This window comes from Kribbella lupini, assembly GCF_039529595.1.
GTDB lineage: Bacteria > Actinomycetota > Actinomycetes > Propionibacteriales > Kribbellaceae > Kribbella > Kribbella lupini.
Map to the genome: position 1 here is coordinate 606,645 of NZ_BAAANC010000002.1, position 13,984 is coordinate 620,628.

General features: G+C 70.5%; 16 protein-coding genes. 7 read left to right on the forward strand and 9 right to left on the reverse strand.

What is annotated here, in order from left to right:
• Positions 1-55 precede the first annotated feature (55 nt).
• From ABD235_RS16095 to ABD235_RS16105, 3 genes are read right to left on the reverse strand one after another with little or no spacing between them, the layout of a single operon-like run.
• Positions 56-661 (reverse strand): hypothetical protein, encoded by a 606-nt coding sequence (locus ABD235_RS16095; protein ID WP_344174923.1) that lies wholly within the window; start codon positions 659-661, stop codon positions 56-58.
• A gap of 42 nt (positions 662-703) precedes the next feature.
• Positions 704-931, reverse strand: a complete 228-nt coding sequence (locus ABD235_RS16100) for a hypothetical protein (protein ID WP_344174924.1) — start codon at positions 929-931, stop codon at positions 704-706.
• 56 nt (positions 932-987) lie between these two features.
• Positions 988-1,578, reverse strand: coding sequence for a GNAT family N-acetyltransferase (locus ABD235_RS16105; protein WP_344174925.1), 591 nt, complete (start codon positions 1,576-1,578; stop codon positions 988-990).
• A gap of 77 nt (positions 1,579-1,655) precedes the next feature.
• On the opposite strand from ABD235_RS16105, the gene ABD235_RS16110 reads away from it, so the two are divergent.
• The 4 genes from ABD235_RS16110 to ABD235_RS16125 all read left to right on the forward strand — a co-directional run bounded on the left by ABD235_RS16110 (position 1,656) and on the right by ABD235_RS16125 (position 4,607).
• Entirely contained in the window at positions 1,656-2,282 is a 627-nt protein-coding gene (locus tag ABD235_RS16110; RefSeq protein WP_344174926.1) for a TetR/AcrR family transcriptional regulator, read from the forward strand.
• A 135-nt stretch (positions 2,283-2,417) separates the two neighbouring features.
• Positions 2,418-3,137, forward strand: coding sequence for an AraC family transcriptional regulator (locus ABD235_RS16115; protein WP_344174927.1), 720 nt, complete (start codon positions 2,418-2,420; stop codon positions 3,135-3,137).
• A gap of 101 nt (positions 3,138-3,238) precedes the next feature.
• On the forward strand, positions 3,239-4,090 hold the full coding sequence (locus tag ABD235_RS16120; RefSeq protein ID WP_344174928.1) for a hypothetical protein: 852 nt from the start codon (positions 3,239-3,241) through the stop codon (positions 4,088-4,090).
• A 52-nt stretch (positions 4,091-4,142) separates the two neighbouring features.
• Positions 4,143-4,607: a GNAT family N-acetyltransferase gene (locus ABD235_RS16125; protein ID WP_344174929.1), complete on the forward strand. Its 465-nt coding sequence runs from the start codon at positions 4,143-4,145 to the stop codon at positions 4,605-4,607.
• On the opposite strand, the gene ABD235_RS16130 is transcribed toward ABD235_RS16125, so the two are convergent.
• Positions 4,604-5,107, reverse strand: a complete 504-nt coding sequence (locus ABD235_RS16130) for a methylated-DNA--[protein]-cysteine S-methyltransferase (RefSeq protein ID WP_344174930.1) — start codon at positions 5,105-5,107, stop codon at positions 4,604-4,606. The genes ABD235_RS16125 and ABD235_RS16130 overlap by 4 nt on opposite strands.
• 199 nt (positions 5,108-5,306) lie before the next feature.
• Here ABD235_RS16130 and ABD235_RS16135 point away from each other — a divergent pair, with 199 nt between their 5' ends.
• Positions 5,307-7,526, forward strand: a complete 2,220-nt coding sequence (locus tag ABD235_RS16135; RefSeq protein ID WP_344174931.1) for an NADP-dependent isocitrate dehydrogenase — start codon at positions 5,307-5,309, stop codon at positions 7,524-7,526.
• Positions 7,527-7,577: 51 nt separating this feature from the next.
• Here the strand turns inward: ABD235_RS16135 and ABD235_RS16140 are convergent, their stop codons facing one another.
• The 3 genes from ABD235_RS16140 to ABD235_RS16150 all read right to left on the reverse strand — a co-directional run bounded on the left by ABD235_RS16140 (position 7,578) and on the right by ABD235_RS16150 (position 10,421).
• Positions 7,578-8,744, reverse strand: a complete 1,167-nt coding sequence (locus ABD235_RS16140) for a zinc metalloprotease (RefSeq protein WP_344174932.1) — start codon at positions 8,742-8,744, stop codon at positions 7,578-7,580.
• 174 nt (positions 8,745-8,918) lie between these two features.
• Complete coding sequence (locus tag ABD235_RS16145) at positions 8,919-9,515, reverse strand: TetR/AcrR family transcriptional regulator (protein WP_344174933.1); 597 nt, start codon at positions 9,513-9,515, stop codon at positions 8,919-8,921.
• Positions 9,516-9,560: 45 nt separating this feature from the next.
• Positions 9,561-10,421: a helix-turn-helix domain-containing protein gene (locus ABD235_RS16150; RefSeq protein WP_344174934.1), complete on the reverse strand. Its 861-nt coding sequence runs from the start codon at positions 10,419-10,421 to the stop codon at positions 9,561-9,563.
• A gap of 167 nt (positions 10,422-10,588) precedes the next feature.
• Between ABD235_RS16150 and ABD235_RS16155 the strand changes: the two genes are divergently transcribed.
• Positions 10,589-11,446: an SDR family NAD(P)-dependent oxidoreductase gene (locus ABD235_RS16155; RefSeq protein ID WP_344174935.1), complete on the forward strand. Its 858-nt coding sequence runs from the start codon at positions 10,589-10,591 to the stop codon at positions 11,444-11,446.
• On the opposite strand, the gene ABD235_RS16160 is transcribed toward ABD235_RS16155, so the two are convergent.
• On the reverse strand, positions 11,443-12,324 hold the full coding sequence (locus ABD235_RS16160) for a DMT family transporter (protein WP_344174936.1): 882 nt from the start codon (positions 12,322-12,324) through the stop codon (positions 11,443-11,445). The two genes, ABD235_RS16155 and ABD235_RS16160, sit on opposite strands and share 4 nt — an antisense overlap.
• A 76-nt stretch (positions 12,325-12,400) precedes the next feature.
• Between ABD235_RS16160 and ABD235_RS16165 the strand changes: the two genes are divergently transcribed.
• A complete protein-coding gene (locus tag ABD235_RS16165) occupies positions 12,401-13,306 on the forward strand; it encodes a LysR family transcriptional regulator (protein ID WP_344174937.1) in 906 nt (301 codons plus the stop codon).
• A 6-nt stretch (positions 13,307-13,312) separates the two neighbouring features.
• On the opposite strand, the gene ABD235_RS16170 is transcribed toward ABD235_RS16165, so the two are convergent.
• Complete coding sequence (locus tag ABD235_RS16170; protein WP_344174938.1) at positions 13,313-13,903, reverse strand: CGNR zinc finger domain-containing protein; 591 nt, start codon at positions 13,901-13,903, stop codon at positions 13,313-13,315.
• Between the last annotated feature and the right edge of the window lie 81 nt (positions 13,904-13,984).

The window sequence follows — 13,984 nt, forward strand, 5'->3', positions numbered from 1 at the left end:
TGCTACTGACGCGGCCCGGGCCCAGGAACCGGGTGCACGGCGGCTTAACCCATTCTTACTCCGACGACGTGTGGTGGTCGGTCCTGGTGAAGAAGTCGCTCGGATCGGCCGTCGGCCGGGGAGTCGTTTCCAGCCAGGCGGCGAAGTTCTCCGGCTGCCGGCGTTCGAGCTCGTCGAGGTAGCTGAGCCGGGTCTCGGTGATCGCCATCCGCTCGTCCGCACTCGCCGCGGACTCCAGCGCCGTACTACTCAGGCACCAGGCCAGGCAGAGCTCCTCGTCGGAGTACTGCTCGACCGTCGAGGCCGGGGTCCAGAAGTGCTTCACCACGTACGGCGAAGTGGCGGCGACCGCGACGGCGAGCGCGATCGTCGTCCAGCCGGCGGTGACGGCGTACCCGCAGACGGCCAGCGTCAGCGAGCCCGAGCGCAGCGACCACTTGGCGACCTGGCGGGCGACGTACCGGGCGGGCCGGCCGTCGGCCAGACCGGCGCTGAGGTAGACCGAGCCGACCGTGCCCGCGCCCATCACGAACGTCATCAGACAGGTGGTCGGGCTGATCAGCAGGACGGCGGCACCGGCGCCGGCCAGCAGCAGGAAGCCGACCACGGCCGTCCAGACGATCCGATAGCGCTGCCCACCGAAGAAACCCGTAGCCGCCATCTCTACCTCCTTCTCCCAGTAGAGTGCCCACACCGGATGTGGTCAATCCATGACGCCGGGTGTCGGAGAAGTGGCTCGGGAGACCGGCGGCTCAACCCGCCGCGACGGGTGCAGGCAGGTCCACGGCCTCGGCGTGCGGGACGCGGGCGAGTTCGGCCCGAACCAGGCGTCCAGCACGACGTCCTCGCCGGTCGCCTCGACCAGCTCGCCCGGCTCCCGCTCGACCAGCCGCAGCAGCGCGATCAGCCGCCACGCCTGCTCCCCCGTCATTTTCATTGCCTCCGGCCCCCTCTCTCCCGTCTATCGGAGAACAGGGCCCGAACGTTTCACCGGCCTGCCACCTGGTGGACCCGGCGCGCTCGCCAGTCGTCCTCGCGGAGGGCGTAGACGAGGTCGTCGATCCACTCGCCCTTGAAGAAGGCGGCGTGCACGAAGTGGGCCTCCTGGCGCATCCCGAGCCGGGTCGCGAGCTGGACGGAGGCGTCGTTGCCGTCCACGATGACGGCGACGATCCGGTGCAGGCCGAGGTCGTCGAAGCCGAGCTCGAGCATCGCCTCGGCGGCTTCGGCGGCGTACCCGCGGCCGTGGTACTCCGCGTTCAGCGCGTAACCGAGCTCACCCTGGCGGTCGGTGTCACTGGCCCACTTGAGCAGGACCTCTCCGATCACCGTGCGGGTCTCGCGCAGTTCGATCGCCAGGACGAGCCACTGACCTGGCTCGGTCAACTCCCCCTGGCCGAGCTTCGTCTCGAGCGTCGCCCTGGTCTGCTCACGGTCCCGAACGGGCCACGGGGTGTACCGCACGACGTCAGGATCGGAGTGAAAGGCGAGCAGATCGTCCAGGTCCTCACGGCGATGCGGCCGCAGGTCGAGCCGCTCGGTCCGCACGGGGTAGTCGGGACGCAGTCCTCCGGGCATGGTGATCCTCTCGTCTAACAACGTTAGACAGCTAGGCTAGTGAGATTGCACAGGTTCGGACAAGGGAGAATTCCGCGATGTCGGTACGGCGTGACGCCGGACCCGCGCAGGGCGCCTCGGCGCGGAGCGCCGGGCCGCGCGACGCCTCGTCCCACGTCGCGGCCGGACTGACCGTTGCCGCGATCGTCGACGCCGCACTGGCGGTGATCCGGGTCGACGGGGTGGGCGGGTTGACCATGCGCTCGCTGGCCGAGCGGCTGGCGGTTCGGGCGCCGTCGCTCTACCACCACGTGCGGAACAAGGACGAGCTGCTCGAACTGGTCGCCCGGAACGCGTTCGACGCGTTCGCGGCCGACCGTACGGCGTACGCGGAAGTGCGCACGCTGGACGACTGGATCGCGGTGACGACCTCGGGGTCGCATCGGCTGCGGGCGTTCTACGCCGAGCACCCGGGCCTGGCCGCGCTGATCCAGACGAAGGCGACGCCGTACCGGGACGTCGGCGACGGCTCGCGAGCCGCGCTGGTGCGCGCACAGATCGGCGCCTTGGTCGCGCTCGGCGTCCCCGAGAGCACAGCCCGCGAGACCTTCGAGACGATCGCCCACTGGACCCTCGCCGCGGTGGCAGCGGACGGCCCGGACGAGTTGTTCAGCGCCGGCCTGGACCTCCTGATGCTGGGCGTACGCTCCCGCCTGTCGGACTGAAGTCGGCAGGCGCACGCGCGAAGCGCGTAGCGCTCGGGGGCGGCCGCTCCCCCTCCCCTCACTCCCCTGTCCCGGCACCAGCGAGGACGAGCGTTCGGCTGCTTGTTGTCGGTGGGTGGGGTTAGGGTCGAAATCATGGGTGGTTACCGCGAGTACCGGGCGCCGGTGGGCCTCGAGCCGCTGGTTGCTTGCTTGTGGGAGAGCGAGCCGGTCGCGGGGAAGAGCACGCGGGTGATTCCGGATGGCTGTGTCGATCTGGTGTGGCTTGGGGCCGAGCGGGGGCTGGTTGTGGCGGGGCCGGACACCGGGCCTTGGGTGACCGGACCGGGGAGTGAGAGCAGTTACGCGATTCGCCTGCGGCCGGGGGCTGCGGGGGCGGTGCTGGGGTTGCCGGCCACTGAGTTGCGGGATCTTCGAGTCGGGATCGACCTGGTGTGGGGAGCTGAGGGACGGGCGCTCGGGGACGCGCTGGGAACGGCGGATCCAGGGCAGCGGCTGCGGATTCTGACCGAGACCGTGCTGCAGCGGCGGGCGGCTCCCGATCCGCTGGCGGTGGCGGCGGCGCGGAAGCTGGCGGAGCCGGCGGCGAAGGTGTCCACGGCGGCCGCCGATCTGGGGATCAGTGAGCGGCAGCTCAACCGGCGGATGCAGAACGCCGTCGGGTACGGGCCGAAGATGCTGGCCCGCGTGGCCAGGCTGCGAAGGTTGATCGTCCAGCCGGGCGACGACGCGCTGGCGACCCGCGCGTTCGCCGCCGGGTACGCGAGCCAGGCGCACATGAACGACGAGGTCCGTCGGCTGACCGGGCTGACGCCGGTCCAGTTCCTGAAGGACGCCACCCTCACCGCCGCGTGACCAGCCGACCGCGCCCCGCGTGACCCGCCGACAGCGGACCTTCCCACCACGTGACCGTTTCCTGGAAGACCTGCTGACTGCAACGCCCTAGCGTCAGAGGCATGATCGACCTCACCGCAGCAGAACAGTTCGTCTACGCCAACGCCCGGCTGATCGACCGGCACCGGCTCGCCGTCCTCCTGCACGGCGCACCCAAGCACCAGGTCGTCGACGCATTACGCGCCTACCGCACCCCCGACGGCGGCTTCGGGCACGCTCTCGAGCCCGACGTGCGCTGCCCGGGCAGCCAGCCGTCCGCCGTACTGCACGCGCTGGACGTGCTCGCGGGCGCCGACGCGCTCGACGACCCGATCGTCGACGAGATCGGCGACTGGCTGACCACGATCACCAATCCCGACGGCGGCGTACCAACCGTCCTGCCGAGCGCCGACGGTTATCCGCGAGCGCCCTGGATGGTCCCGGTGGCGGAGAGCGGGTTCCTCACCTACGCGATCGCCGGCAAGCTCTGGCAGGCCGGGTCGAAGCACGACTGGTTGCCGAGGGCCACCGAGTGGTGCTGGACGACGATCGAGCGGGCCGACGGCGTCGGCGGGTACACGGTGAAGTTCGCGCTCGACTTCCTCGACGCCGTCCCGGACCCGGCCCGGGCCGCCACGGCGGTCGAGCGACTGAGCACCTCACTCGATGCCGAGGGCAATCTCCCGGTCGAGGGCGGTACCGAGGACGAGAAGATCACCCCGATCACCATGTCCCCGCACCCCGGCACCCCGAGCCGCGCGCTGTTCAGCACCGCGCAGCTCGACGCCGACCTCGACCGGCTGGCCGCCGACCAGCACGACGACGGCGGCTGGGACGTCGACTACCTGCACTGGTCGCCGGGCCAGGCCCTCGACTGGCGCGGCATCGCCACCGTCAACGCCGTCGCCACCCTCCGCGCCAACGGCAGGCTTTGACCCTGGGCGTAAAACGCTCGCCGTCGGCGCCACGGCTTCGTACAGTGCCGGCATGCCCACGACTGTCCGCCGCGCCGTTCCCGAGGACGCCGAGCTGGTCCGAACGCTGATCGGCGAGATCGCCGACCACCAGGACGAAGGCCAGTACGTCACCGTCACCGCCGACCGCTGGCGCGAGCTGCTCGCCGACGACACGGTGACCGTGCTCATCGCCGAGTACGACGGGGAGCCCGCCGGCTACGTCTCCGCCGTCCGGCGTCTGCACCTGTGGACCGGCGGCGACGTGCTCGGCCTGGACGACCTCTACGTCCGCGAACGCTTCCGCGGCCAGCGCGTCGGCGAGCTGCTGATGCTGGAGCTCGCCCGCCAGGTCGCGCTCCCCCACAAGCTGACCATCACCTGGGGCATGCGGGAGAGCAACGAAGGCGCCCAGCGCTTCTACGCGCGGCTGGGCGCCAACCTGAAGACCAAGGTCATGGCCTCCTGGCCGTACGAGGCCTACTCGAAGTCCCTCTAGAACAGCCGGACCTCGCTCGGCTCTTCCAGGTTTAGCAGGAGCTGCTTGCGACTCAGCCCTCCGGCGTACCCGGTGAGCTTGCCGCCCTTGCCGACCACGCGGTGGCACGGGACGACCACACAAACGGGGTTCTGCCCGACCGCCTGGCCGACTTTCTGGGCCAGGGCCTTGTCGCCGAGCCGTGCCGCCAGTTCGCCGTACGTCGTGGTGGCGCCGTACGGGATCTCGGTCAGCAGGGCCCAGACCCGCCGCTGGAAGCCGTCCCCGTCCAGCGCGAGCGGTACGTCGAACGTCCGCCGCGCGCCGGCCAGGTACTCGTGCAGCTCGGTCGCCGCCTGGGTCAGCACCCGATCGCCCTCGGCCGTGACCTCGTCTCCGAGGGCCGTCCGGTCGGGCCTGGTCCAGTGGTGCGGGAAGTAGACGCCCGCCAGCGCGTCGCCGGACGCGACCAGGGTCAGGTCGCCCAGCGTCGTACCGACGACCGCGTGCCGGATGCTCATGCTGCTCTCCTCGTCTCGTTGTCCCCCATGGAACGGGCGAGCGGGCGAGCGTGTGAGGGCCGAAGCGCGGTCACCCTCCGTACAGGTGGTCCAGGTCACCGAAACCCGCGACCGGGTCAGGCATCGACCGCCACTAAGGTGGAGGCGCCGGAACGTAGGCACACAGCAGCACGTAGGCACACTGGGAGCGGAGTACACGGTGACTGACCCGACCATCATCTACACCCACACCGACGAGGCGCCGGCACTGGCGACGTACTCGTTCCTGCCGGTGATCCAGGCGTACGCCGGGCAGGCCGGGGTCGCCGTCGAGACCCGGGACATCTCGCTGGCCGGGCGGATCATCGCGCTGTTCCCCGAGTACCTGACCGAGAACCAGCGGATCGCCGACGCGCTGGCCGAGCTCGGTGAGCTGGCCAAGACGCCCGAGGCGAACATCATCAAGCTGCCGAACGTGTCGGCCTCGATCCCGCAACTGAAGGCCGCGGTCGCCGAGCTGCAGGGCCAGGGCTACGCCCTGCCGGACTACCCCGACGAGCCGAAGACCGACGAGGAGCGGGAGATCCAGGCCCGCTACGACAAGGTCAAGGGCTCGGCCGTGAACCCGGTGCTGCGCGAGGGCAACTCCGACCGCCGCGCGCCCGCCTCGGTGAAGAACTACGCCAAGACCCACCCGCACCGGATGGGCGCGTGGACGCCGGACTCCAAGACCAACGTCGCCACGATGGGCGCCGAGGACTTCCGCTCGACCGAGAAGTCGGTCGTGGTGCCCGCCGACGGCGCGCTGCGGATCGAGCTCGTCGGTGACGACGGCACGACCACCGTGCTGCGCGAGTCGGTGCCGGTGCTGGCCGGCGAGGTCGTCGACGCGTCGGTGATGCACGTCGCGCCGCTGCGCGAGTTCCTGACCGCTCAGGTCGCCCGGGCCAAGGCCGAGGACGTGCTGTTCTCGGTGCACCTGAAGGCCACGATGATGAAGGTCTCCGACCCGATCGTCTTCGGCCACGTGGTCCGCGCGTTCTTCCCGAAGACCTTCGCGGCGTACGGCGAGGTGCTGGCCAAGGCCGGCCTGACCCCGAACGACGGCCTCGGCGGCATCCTGAACGGCCTGGCCGGGCTCCCGGAGGGCGCCGAGATCAAGGCCTCCTTCGACGCCGAGCTGGCCGACGGCCCGGCGCTGGCGATGGTCGACTCCGACAAGGGCATCACCAACCTGCACGTGCCGTCCGACGTGATCGTCGACGCCTCGATGCCGGCGATGATCCGGACGTCCGGCCACATGTGGGGCCCGGACGGCCAGGAGCACGACACCCTCGCCGTGCTGCCGGACAGCAGCTACGCCGGGATCTACCAGGTCGTGCTCGACGACTGCCGCGCCAACGGCGCCTTCGACCCGGCGACGATGGGCTCGGTCCCGAACGTCGGCCTGATGGCGCAGAAGGCCGAGGAGTACGGCAGCCACGACAAGACCTTCGAGATCGCCACCACCGGGACCGTCCGGCTGGTCGATGCCGACGGCAACGCCGTGCTGGAGCAGACCGTCTCGGCCGGTGACATCTTCCGCGCCTGCCAGACCAAGGACGCGCCGATCCGCGACTGGGTCAAGCTGGCCGTCACCCGGGCCCGCGCGACCGGCGACCCGGCGGTGTTCTGGCTGGACGAGACCCGCGCGCACGACGCGCAGATCATTGCCAAGGTCAACGAGTACCTGGGCGAGCACGACACCGACGGCCTGGACCTGAAGATCCTGGCCCCGGTGGACGCGATCAAGCTGTCGCTGGAGCGGATCCGCCGCGGCGAGAACACCATCTCGGTGACCGGCAACGTGCTGCGCGACTACCTGACCGATCTGTTCCCGATCCTCGAGCTGGGCACCAGCGCGAAGATGCTGTCCGTCGTACCGCTGATGGCCGGTGGCGGGCTGTTCGAGACCGGTGCGGGCGGCTCGGCACCCAAGCACGTGCAGCAGTTCGCGAAGGAGAACTACCTGCGCTGGGACAGCCTGGGCGAGTTCTTCGCGCTGGCCGCGAGCTTCGAGCACCTGGCCCAGACCACCGGCAACGGCAAGGCCCAGATCCTCGCCGACACCCTGGACCGGGCGACCGCGACGTTCCTGAACGAGGACAAGTCGCCGACCCGCCGCGTCGGTGGCATCGACAACCGCGGCAGCCACTTCTACCTGTCGCTGTACTGGGCGCAGGAGCTGGCCAAGCAGACCGACGACGCGGACCTGGCCAAGCTGTTCACCGCCGTCGCCGAGACGCTGGCGTCCAACGAGCAGACGATCGTCGAGGAGCTGCTCGCGGTCCAGGGCAGCCCGGTCGAGCTGGGCGGCTACTACCACCCGAACCCGGAGCTCGCCGCCGCGGCGATGCGTCCGTCGAAGACGTGGAACGACGCGCTGGCGACGCTGTCCTGATCCGTCGCGAAGGGGCGCTCACCGGATCCGGTGAGCGCCCCTTCGGCGTACTCAGTGCTGGTGCTGGTACTCCTGCTGGGTCATTTCCTTCAGCTCGTACGCCGGGGTCGTGGTCTTGTTCTGCGCGCTGCCGCCGCCGACGTCACCGCCGCCGAAGCGGATGTTCGCCCAGTTGTTCTGGGTGGTCAGCGTCGTGGTGCGGCCGTCCCGGTTGACGTCGAAGGCGCCGGTGTCGGCGGTGTCGCCGTCACAGTTCCAGTCGATCGGAAGGTTGGCCGCGCCCGAGGTACGGGTGGTGTTGTTCGGGCACTTCCACTTGGTCTTCCAGGCCGAGGCCGCGCTGCCCAGACCGGTCGACTCGCGCAGGCTGGTCTCGGTCAGCGACGGCGGGGCGAAGTTCGAGTAGCTGAACCAGTTGGCGCCGCTGGTCCGCGGGACGCCGTCGAACTGGAAGTGGTAGTTCATCACGCTCAGGTAGTTCGGCTTGTAGTTGACCGAGTCGGTACCGCCGTGGGTCAGGCCGAGGTCGTGGCCGAGCTCGTGGATGAACGTGCCGACGTTCATGTTCTCGGTGACGGTCCAGTTGCACTTGGGGCCCATCGTCACGATGAACGTGTCGTTCGGGATCGCGAACGCGTTGCCGCTGCTGCAGCTGTTGTCGTAGTCGTCGGCCCAGAGCATGTAGTGGAAGACCGCCTTGCGGGCCGAGGCGAAGTGGGTCGCCTTGATTGCGTCGGTCTGCTGCACGGCCGGCTGCAGGTTGCTGTCGTACGGCACCTGGTTGCCGCCGCCGAGGTTGTACGCCGCACCGCGGGCGGAGCCGGCGTCGAGGTGGATCCGGATGCCGGTGCTGCCGTCGGGGTTGCTGATCGGCGCGGCCGCGAAGCTCTGCACGATCCGGTCGAGCGCCGCCGTACTGGCCAGGCGCCCGTCCATGTAGTCCATCTCGACGAACAGGTCCTTCTTGTTCGGCGTCGCGCCCATCCCGGGCAGGTCGACGTCCACGACACCGTCGCCGTTGGCGTCGTACCCGTTCGTCTCCCAGGTGTCGGGCAGCGAGTCGCCGTCGGTGTCGGTCGCGGCGGGCGCCTTGACCTGGGGTACGGCGGCCGCGGTGTCCGGCGCGGCGGCGGCGGCGACGGCACCGCCGGCCGCGGCGGCGACCAGGGCGAACGAGCTCAGGGTGGCGAGCACGAGGGGGCGGGGGCGGAATGTCATCGGATCTCCTCAGTCCGGTCAGCGGCTGGGAAAGCTCCCTCACAGAGCCGCTGAACAGTTGCTGCGTACAACCTCGGGGACTACAACCTTCCGCAGCATGTATCCGATCGACCACTCAGCGCAATGGGGATAACCCGAAAGTTTCGGTTTCGGCCCCGCGCAGTGTGCGGGTTGTCACCCCGCGTGAATCACCGGCAGGACGCTGAGCGACGTCACCGCGATCCCGGTGAGACGAGCCCGGCCGACGCCGGCCGCGCCGAGCACCTCCATACCGCGGGTGAGCGCGACGAAGTACGCCGCCAGCTCGCCGGCGTTCGCGGACTCGTCGACCTCACCGCTGGCCTGCGCATCCTCGATGCACTGCCGGTAGATCGCCTCGAGCTGCTCGTACGCCGCCAGCGCCGACCGGGCGACCTCCTCGTCCTGGTCGGCCATCTCGACGGCGGCCTTGGTGACGAAGAACCCGGCCGGCGCCGGGTCGCTGAAGGTGATCGCCAGCCGGAGTACCTGGGCCTTGATCCGCTCCAGCGGCGTCGACCCCTCGCCGCCGAGCTCCTCGTCGACCAGCGCGAGCGCCTCGGCGGTCTTGGCCGACAGCGCCTTGAGGAACAGCTCGCGCTTGCCGCCGAACGCGTTGTAGAGACTCTGCTTGCCGACGCCGGTCGCCCGGGCCAGGTCGTCGACACTGGTCCCGCCGTACCCCTGCCGGGCGAAGGTCTCGCCGGCCCGGGTCAGCACGTCGGCCTCCACGAACTTCCGCGGTCGTCCCATGGGTCCGAGCGTACCGCTTACTTGACCATCCGGTCCAAAACTGCGTCAGCCGCCGGCGTTTCTCACCGACGGCTGGGACCAGCTGGCGAGCAGGGTCAGGGCCTCGCGGGACGAGGAGTCCGGAGCGGTCGAGTAGACGTAGAGGGTCTGCTCGGGATCGCCGGGGAAGGTGAGCGCCTCGAAGTCGACGGTCAGGTCGCCGACGACGGGATGGTGCAGGCGCTTGGCGCCGTACGTGCGCTGGTGGACGTGGTGCTCGGACCACCACTGGCGGAACTCCGCGCTCGCCAGGGACAGCTCGCCGACCAGCTTCTGCGCGTCGGGATCGTCGGGCGCGTTGCCCGCGTCGAAGCGCAGACTCTCGACCGCGTTGCGCGCCTGGTGCTCCCAGTCGACGAAGAGGTTGCGGGCTTCGTCCGACAGCAGCATCCAGCGCGCGTAGTTGCGCTCCCGGGGCGGCATCCGGTCGAAGTCGGTGAACAGCGCCCGCGCCAGCCGGTTCGTCGCCAGGACGTCGGTACGCCGTCCGAGCACCAACGCGGGCTGGGAATCGAGCGAGTCGAGCAACTGGTAGAGACCTGGTCGCACGCGCTGGACCGGGCGAACCCGCGGCCGGGGCGCGCGCGGCGCACCGACGAGGTTGCGCAGGTGGGTCCGGCCGGCGGCGTCGAGGTCCAGCGCCGTCGCGATCGCGTCGACCACCTGCGCGGACGGGACGATCCGGCGTCCTTGCTCCAGCCGGGTGTAGTAGTCGGTCGAGACGCCGGCCAGCATCGCGACCTCCTCGCGGCGCAGGCCTGCCACCCGGCGTACGCGACCGTCGGCGGGCAGACCGGTGGTCTGCGGGTCGCGGGCAGCGCGCGCCCGGCGCAGGAAGTCCGCGAGTTCACGGTTGAGGTCGGCCACCGGCCCATGATCGCAGGGCGATGCCGCTCGCCGCCTGGGTCGCTGAGTCCTAGGTTGCGGCCGACCAGGACGAAGGGGGCCGGTTGTCCGCCGTTCGGCAGGCACTTGCCGCGGAAGGCTGGAGACACCGGCCACCGAGGGCCGGCCGATCCGGAAGGAAGCCTCAAATGCCCTACCCCACCAGCGGTTCCGCCACCTGGTTCGTCACCGGTGCCTCGCGCGGACTGGGCCTCGAACTCGTCGGCCAGCTCCTGCGGCGCGGCGACAACGTGGCCGCCACGACTCGTTCGGTCGAACGCCTCACGGCCGCGCTCGGCGACGTCGACCAAGCGCGCCTGCTCGCACTGGAGGTCGACCTGACCGACGAGGCGGCCGTCCGTACGGCGGTCGCGACCGCGCAGGAGCGCTTCGGCCAGCTCGACGTCGTGGTGAACAACGCCGGGTACGGATTCCTCGGCGCGGTCGAGGAGGTCAGCGACAGCGAGGCGCGGGAGATGTTCGACGTCCAGATCTTCGGCACGTGGAACGTGCTGCGCGCGGTCCTGCCGCAGTTCCGTGAGCGCCGCAGCGGTCACATCCTGAACGTGTCCTCGATCCTCGGCCTGACTTCCTTCCCAGGTTGGGGTTTGTACTGCTCGGCCAAGTACGCTCTGGAAGGTCTGACCGAGTCGCTCGCGGCCGAGGTCGCCGAGCTCGGCGTCGAGGTCACGCTGGTCGAGCCGGGGTACATGCGGACGGACTTCCTGCGGTCCCAGTCGCTCGGCCTTCCCGCCAGGACACTCGACGCGTACCCGGCCGTGCGCGAGATGACCGCGACGCACCAGGCGATGCCCGGTACGCAGCTGGGCGATCCCGCGAAGGCGGCTGCCGCGATCATCGAGGTCGCCACCACCGGCTCCGCGCCGCTGCATCAGCTGCTCGGCTCGGACTCGGTCGGGCTCGCGGACGCGCGACTCGATGCGCTGCGGGCCGACTTCGACGCCGGACGCGCGCTGGCGCGGTCGACCGACATTCAGGCGAGCTAGGCCGGTACGGGCTGCTTCTGGCGGGTTCTGGTGGGCCACTGGATCACCAGTACGGCGCTGAGGACGACGGCGCCGCCGGCGAGTTGGGTGGGGCTGAGCGACTCGTGGAAGATCATTGCCGCTAGCAACACGGTGACGACCGGTTCGAGGGTGGACAGGATCGACGCGGCCGACGGGCCAACCCGGGCCAGGCCGACGAAGAAGGTGAGGATCGCGGCGACGGTGCTGACCACGGCGATCGCGGCCAGCCAGAGCCAGCCGCTCGGTGCGAAGTCGAGGCGCGGACCGCCTTGTACGACGGAGAAAGCGGCGAACGTGCAGGCCGCGCCGGTGCAGACCAGGGACGACAAGGCGATGGGTGACATACCTGCACCGACGCGGTCGCCGGCCAGGATGTAGAGCGTGTAGGCCACGGCGGCGCCGAAGCCCATCGCCGCGCCCAGTGGGTCCAGGCTCCCCGACGCCGCGCCACCCAGCACCAACGCCGTACCGGCCGAGGCGATCACCAGAGCAGCGACCCTCCGCGCCGAGGCACGCTCGCGGCGCAGCACGATCGCGCCGATCGTCACCAGCGCCGGGTACGCGTACAGGATCAGCGCGAGCAGCGAGGCGTCGATCCGTTCGAGCGCGCCGAAGAACAGGCCGGACTGCGTCGCGTACCCGATCCCGCCCATCGCGAGACCGGCGACCAGCGCGCGCCGCGGTACGCCGCGCAGCGCGCCCGTCGTCCCGGCGACGACGAGCAGCAGGACGGCGGCGACCGCGAAGCGCACCAGCAGCAGGTCGCCGACGTCGACGCCCGCGTCGTACGCGAGCTTGCCGAAGATCGCCATGGCACCGAAGCAGGCGGCGGACAGGAGGCAGAGGAAGGCACCCACGCGACGATGCTCGCAGCGCTCAACTGTTCACGTCTATCTCACGTTTCTGCATGACACCAGATAGCTTTGGTGAACGATGCTCGATCTCCGAAGACTCCGCCTGCTCCGCGAGCTGCACGCCCGCGGGACGATGCACGGCGCCGCGAAGGCGCTCGGCTACAACCCCAGCGCGATCTCCCAGCAGCTCGCGGTCCTCGAACGCGAAGCCGGCGCCAAGCTGCTCGAACGCACCGGCCGCAACGTCCGCCTCACCGACGCCGGTCAGGCCCTCGTCCGCCATGCGGCCGTCCTGCTCGACGGCCTGGAAGCTGCCGAGGCCGAGGTCGCCGCGATCGCCGCCGGGCACCCGGCCGGCGTCGTACGGGTGTCGGCTTTCCAGTCGGCCTTCCTGCGCATCGTCGCCCCGGCCGTCGCGGCTCTCGCCGAGAGTCACCCCGGCGTTCGCGTCGAGGTGACCGAGGCCGAGGTCGAGGAGTCGATCCCGGCGTTGCGCCTGCGCCAGCTCGACGCCGTCGTCGGCGACGAGTACTCCGGCCAACCGCGTCCCGTGCACACCGACCTGGCCCGCGAGTCACTGGTCCGCGAGCAGGTTCGTCTCGTCCTCCCCGAGTCGCATCCCCAAGCAGGCAACGCGAAAGTCCGGATGGCCGACCTGGCCGGCGAGCGCTGGGCCGCGTGCCAACCCGGCACCGGTCACCGCGACATGCAGATCCGCGCCTGCCGCGAGCTCGGCCACTTCGAGCCCGACCTGCGCTACGCGTCCGACGACTTCCTCATCCTCGTCGAGATGGTCCGCACCGCCGGCGCGTGTGCGCTGCTGCCCGACCTGGTCCTCGGGTACGGCGTACCGGGTGTCGCCGTTCGTCCGCTCGCCGAAGGCCCGATCGACCGCGAGGTCTTCCTCCTCACCCGCGCGACCAGGACCCCCGCGGTGCATGCCGTAGCCGCGGCGCTCCACGCCGCCGCGGCGACCCGTGGGTGATCGCGGTCAGTCCCCCGTACGGCGAGCCGCCCGGCGGACAGCCTGCCGGCGGATCTTCTCGCGGACGCCACAGGTCTCGGTCGCGCACCACCGGCGGGAGCCGTTGCGCGTCTGGTCGATGAACAACCAGCCGCAGGTCGGCCGACAGACCTTCACCCGATCGAGCTGCGGCGTGTTCAACAGGCGGACAGCATCTTCCGCGAGCAGATACCGAGGCCGCTCGAGGTCGTCGGTCGGCCAGGTCCACCGCACGCGGTCGTCCCAGCGCGGAACGGCCTGCGCAACGGCCTCGGCGTACATGTCGCGGATCGAGCACAGCGCCTCGTCAGGAGGAACACCGCCGGTCGCGATCGCCTGGAACACCTGGTACGTCGCCTCACGCAGCTCGATCGCCCGGCCGTGCGCGGCCGCCGCCGCGGAGGTGTCCGCCTGTCGCCGCAGCGTGCGGGCGCCGGCGGTGGTCAGCAGTCCCGCCTTGACCGACCACCCGAGCAACGCCCGGTAGTCGGGCACGTAGTCGCTCATCGGCGCCGGCTCGTACCGCGGCTCGACGGTGTTGACGAAGTCGAGGCACGGGGCGCCCGCCACGAAGTCCACGGGTCCCTCTGATTCCATCGACAGTGGTTTTGCCTGCATCATACCGGGCACCGGACTTCCATGATGCGACCAAAACCCGCT

Coding starts and splice junctions, on each gene's coding strand:
- ABD235_RS16095 (WP_344174923.1), bottom strand. CDS start 661: ATGGCGGCTACGGGTTTCTTCGGTGGGCAGCGCTATCGGATCGTCTGG.
- ABD235_RS16100 (WP_344174924.1), bottom strand. CDS start 931: ATGACGGGGGAGCAGGCGTGGCGGCTGATCGCGCTGCTGCGGCTGGTC.
- ABD235_RS16105 (WP_344174925.1), bottom strand. CDS start 1,578: ATGCCCGGAGGACTGCGTCCCGACTACCCCGTGCGGACCGAGCGGCTC.
- ABD235_RS16110 (WP_344174926.1), top strand. CDS start 1,656: ATGTCGGTACGGCGTGACGCCGGACCCGCGCAGGGCGCCTCGGCGCGG.
- ABD235_RS16115 (WP_344174927.1), top strand. CDS start 2,418: ATGGGTGGTTACCGCGAGTACCGGGCGCCGGTGGGCCTCGAGCCGCTG.
- ABD235_RS16120 (WP_344174928.1), top strand. CDS start 3,239: ATGATCGACCTCACCGCAGCAGAACAGTTCGTCTACGCCAACGCCCGG.
- ABD235_RS16125 (WP_344174929.1), top strand. CDS start 4,143: ATGCCCACGACTGTCCGCCGCGCCGTTCCCGAGGACGCCGAGCTGGTC.
- ABD235_RS16130 (WP_344174930.1), bottom strand. CDS start 5,107: ATGAGCATCCGGCACGCGGTCGTCGGTACGACGCTGGGCGACCTGACC.
- ABD235_RS16140 (WP_344174932.1), bottom strand. CDS start 8,744: ATGACATTCCGCCCCCGCCCCCTCGTGCTCGCCACCCTGAGCTCGTTC.
- ABD235_RS16145 (WP_344174933.1), bottom strand. CDS start 9,515: ATGGGACGACCGCGGAAGTTCGTGGAGGCCGACGTGCTGACCCGGGCC.
- ABD235_RS16155 (WP_344174935.1), top strand. CDS start 10,589: ATGCCCTACCCCACCAGCGGTTCCGCCACCTGGTTCGTCACCGGTGCC.
- ABD235_RS16165 (WP_344174937.1), top strand. CDS start 12,401: ATGCTCGATCTCCGAAGACTCCGCCTGCTCCGCGAGCTGCACGCCCGC.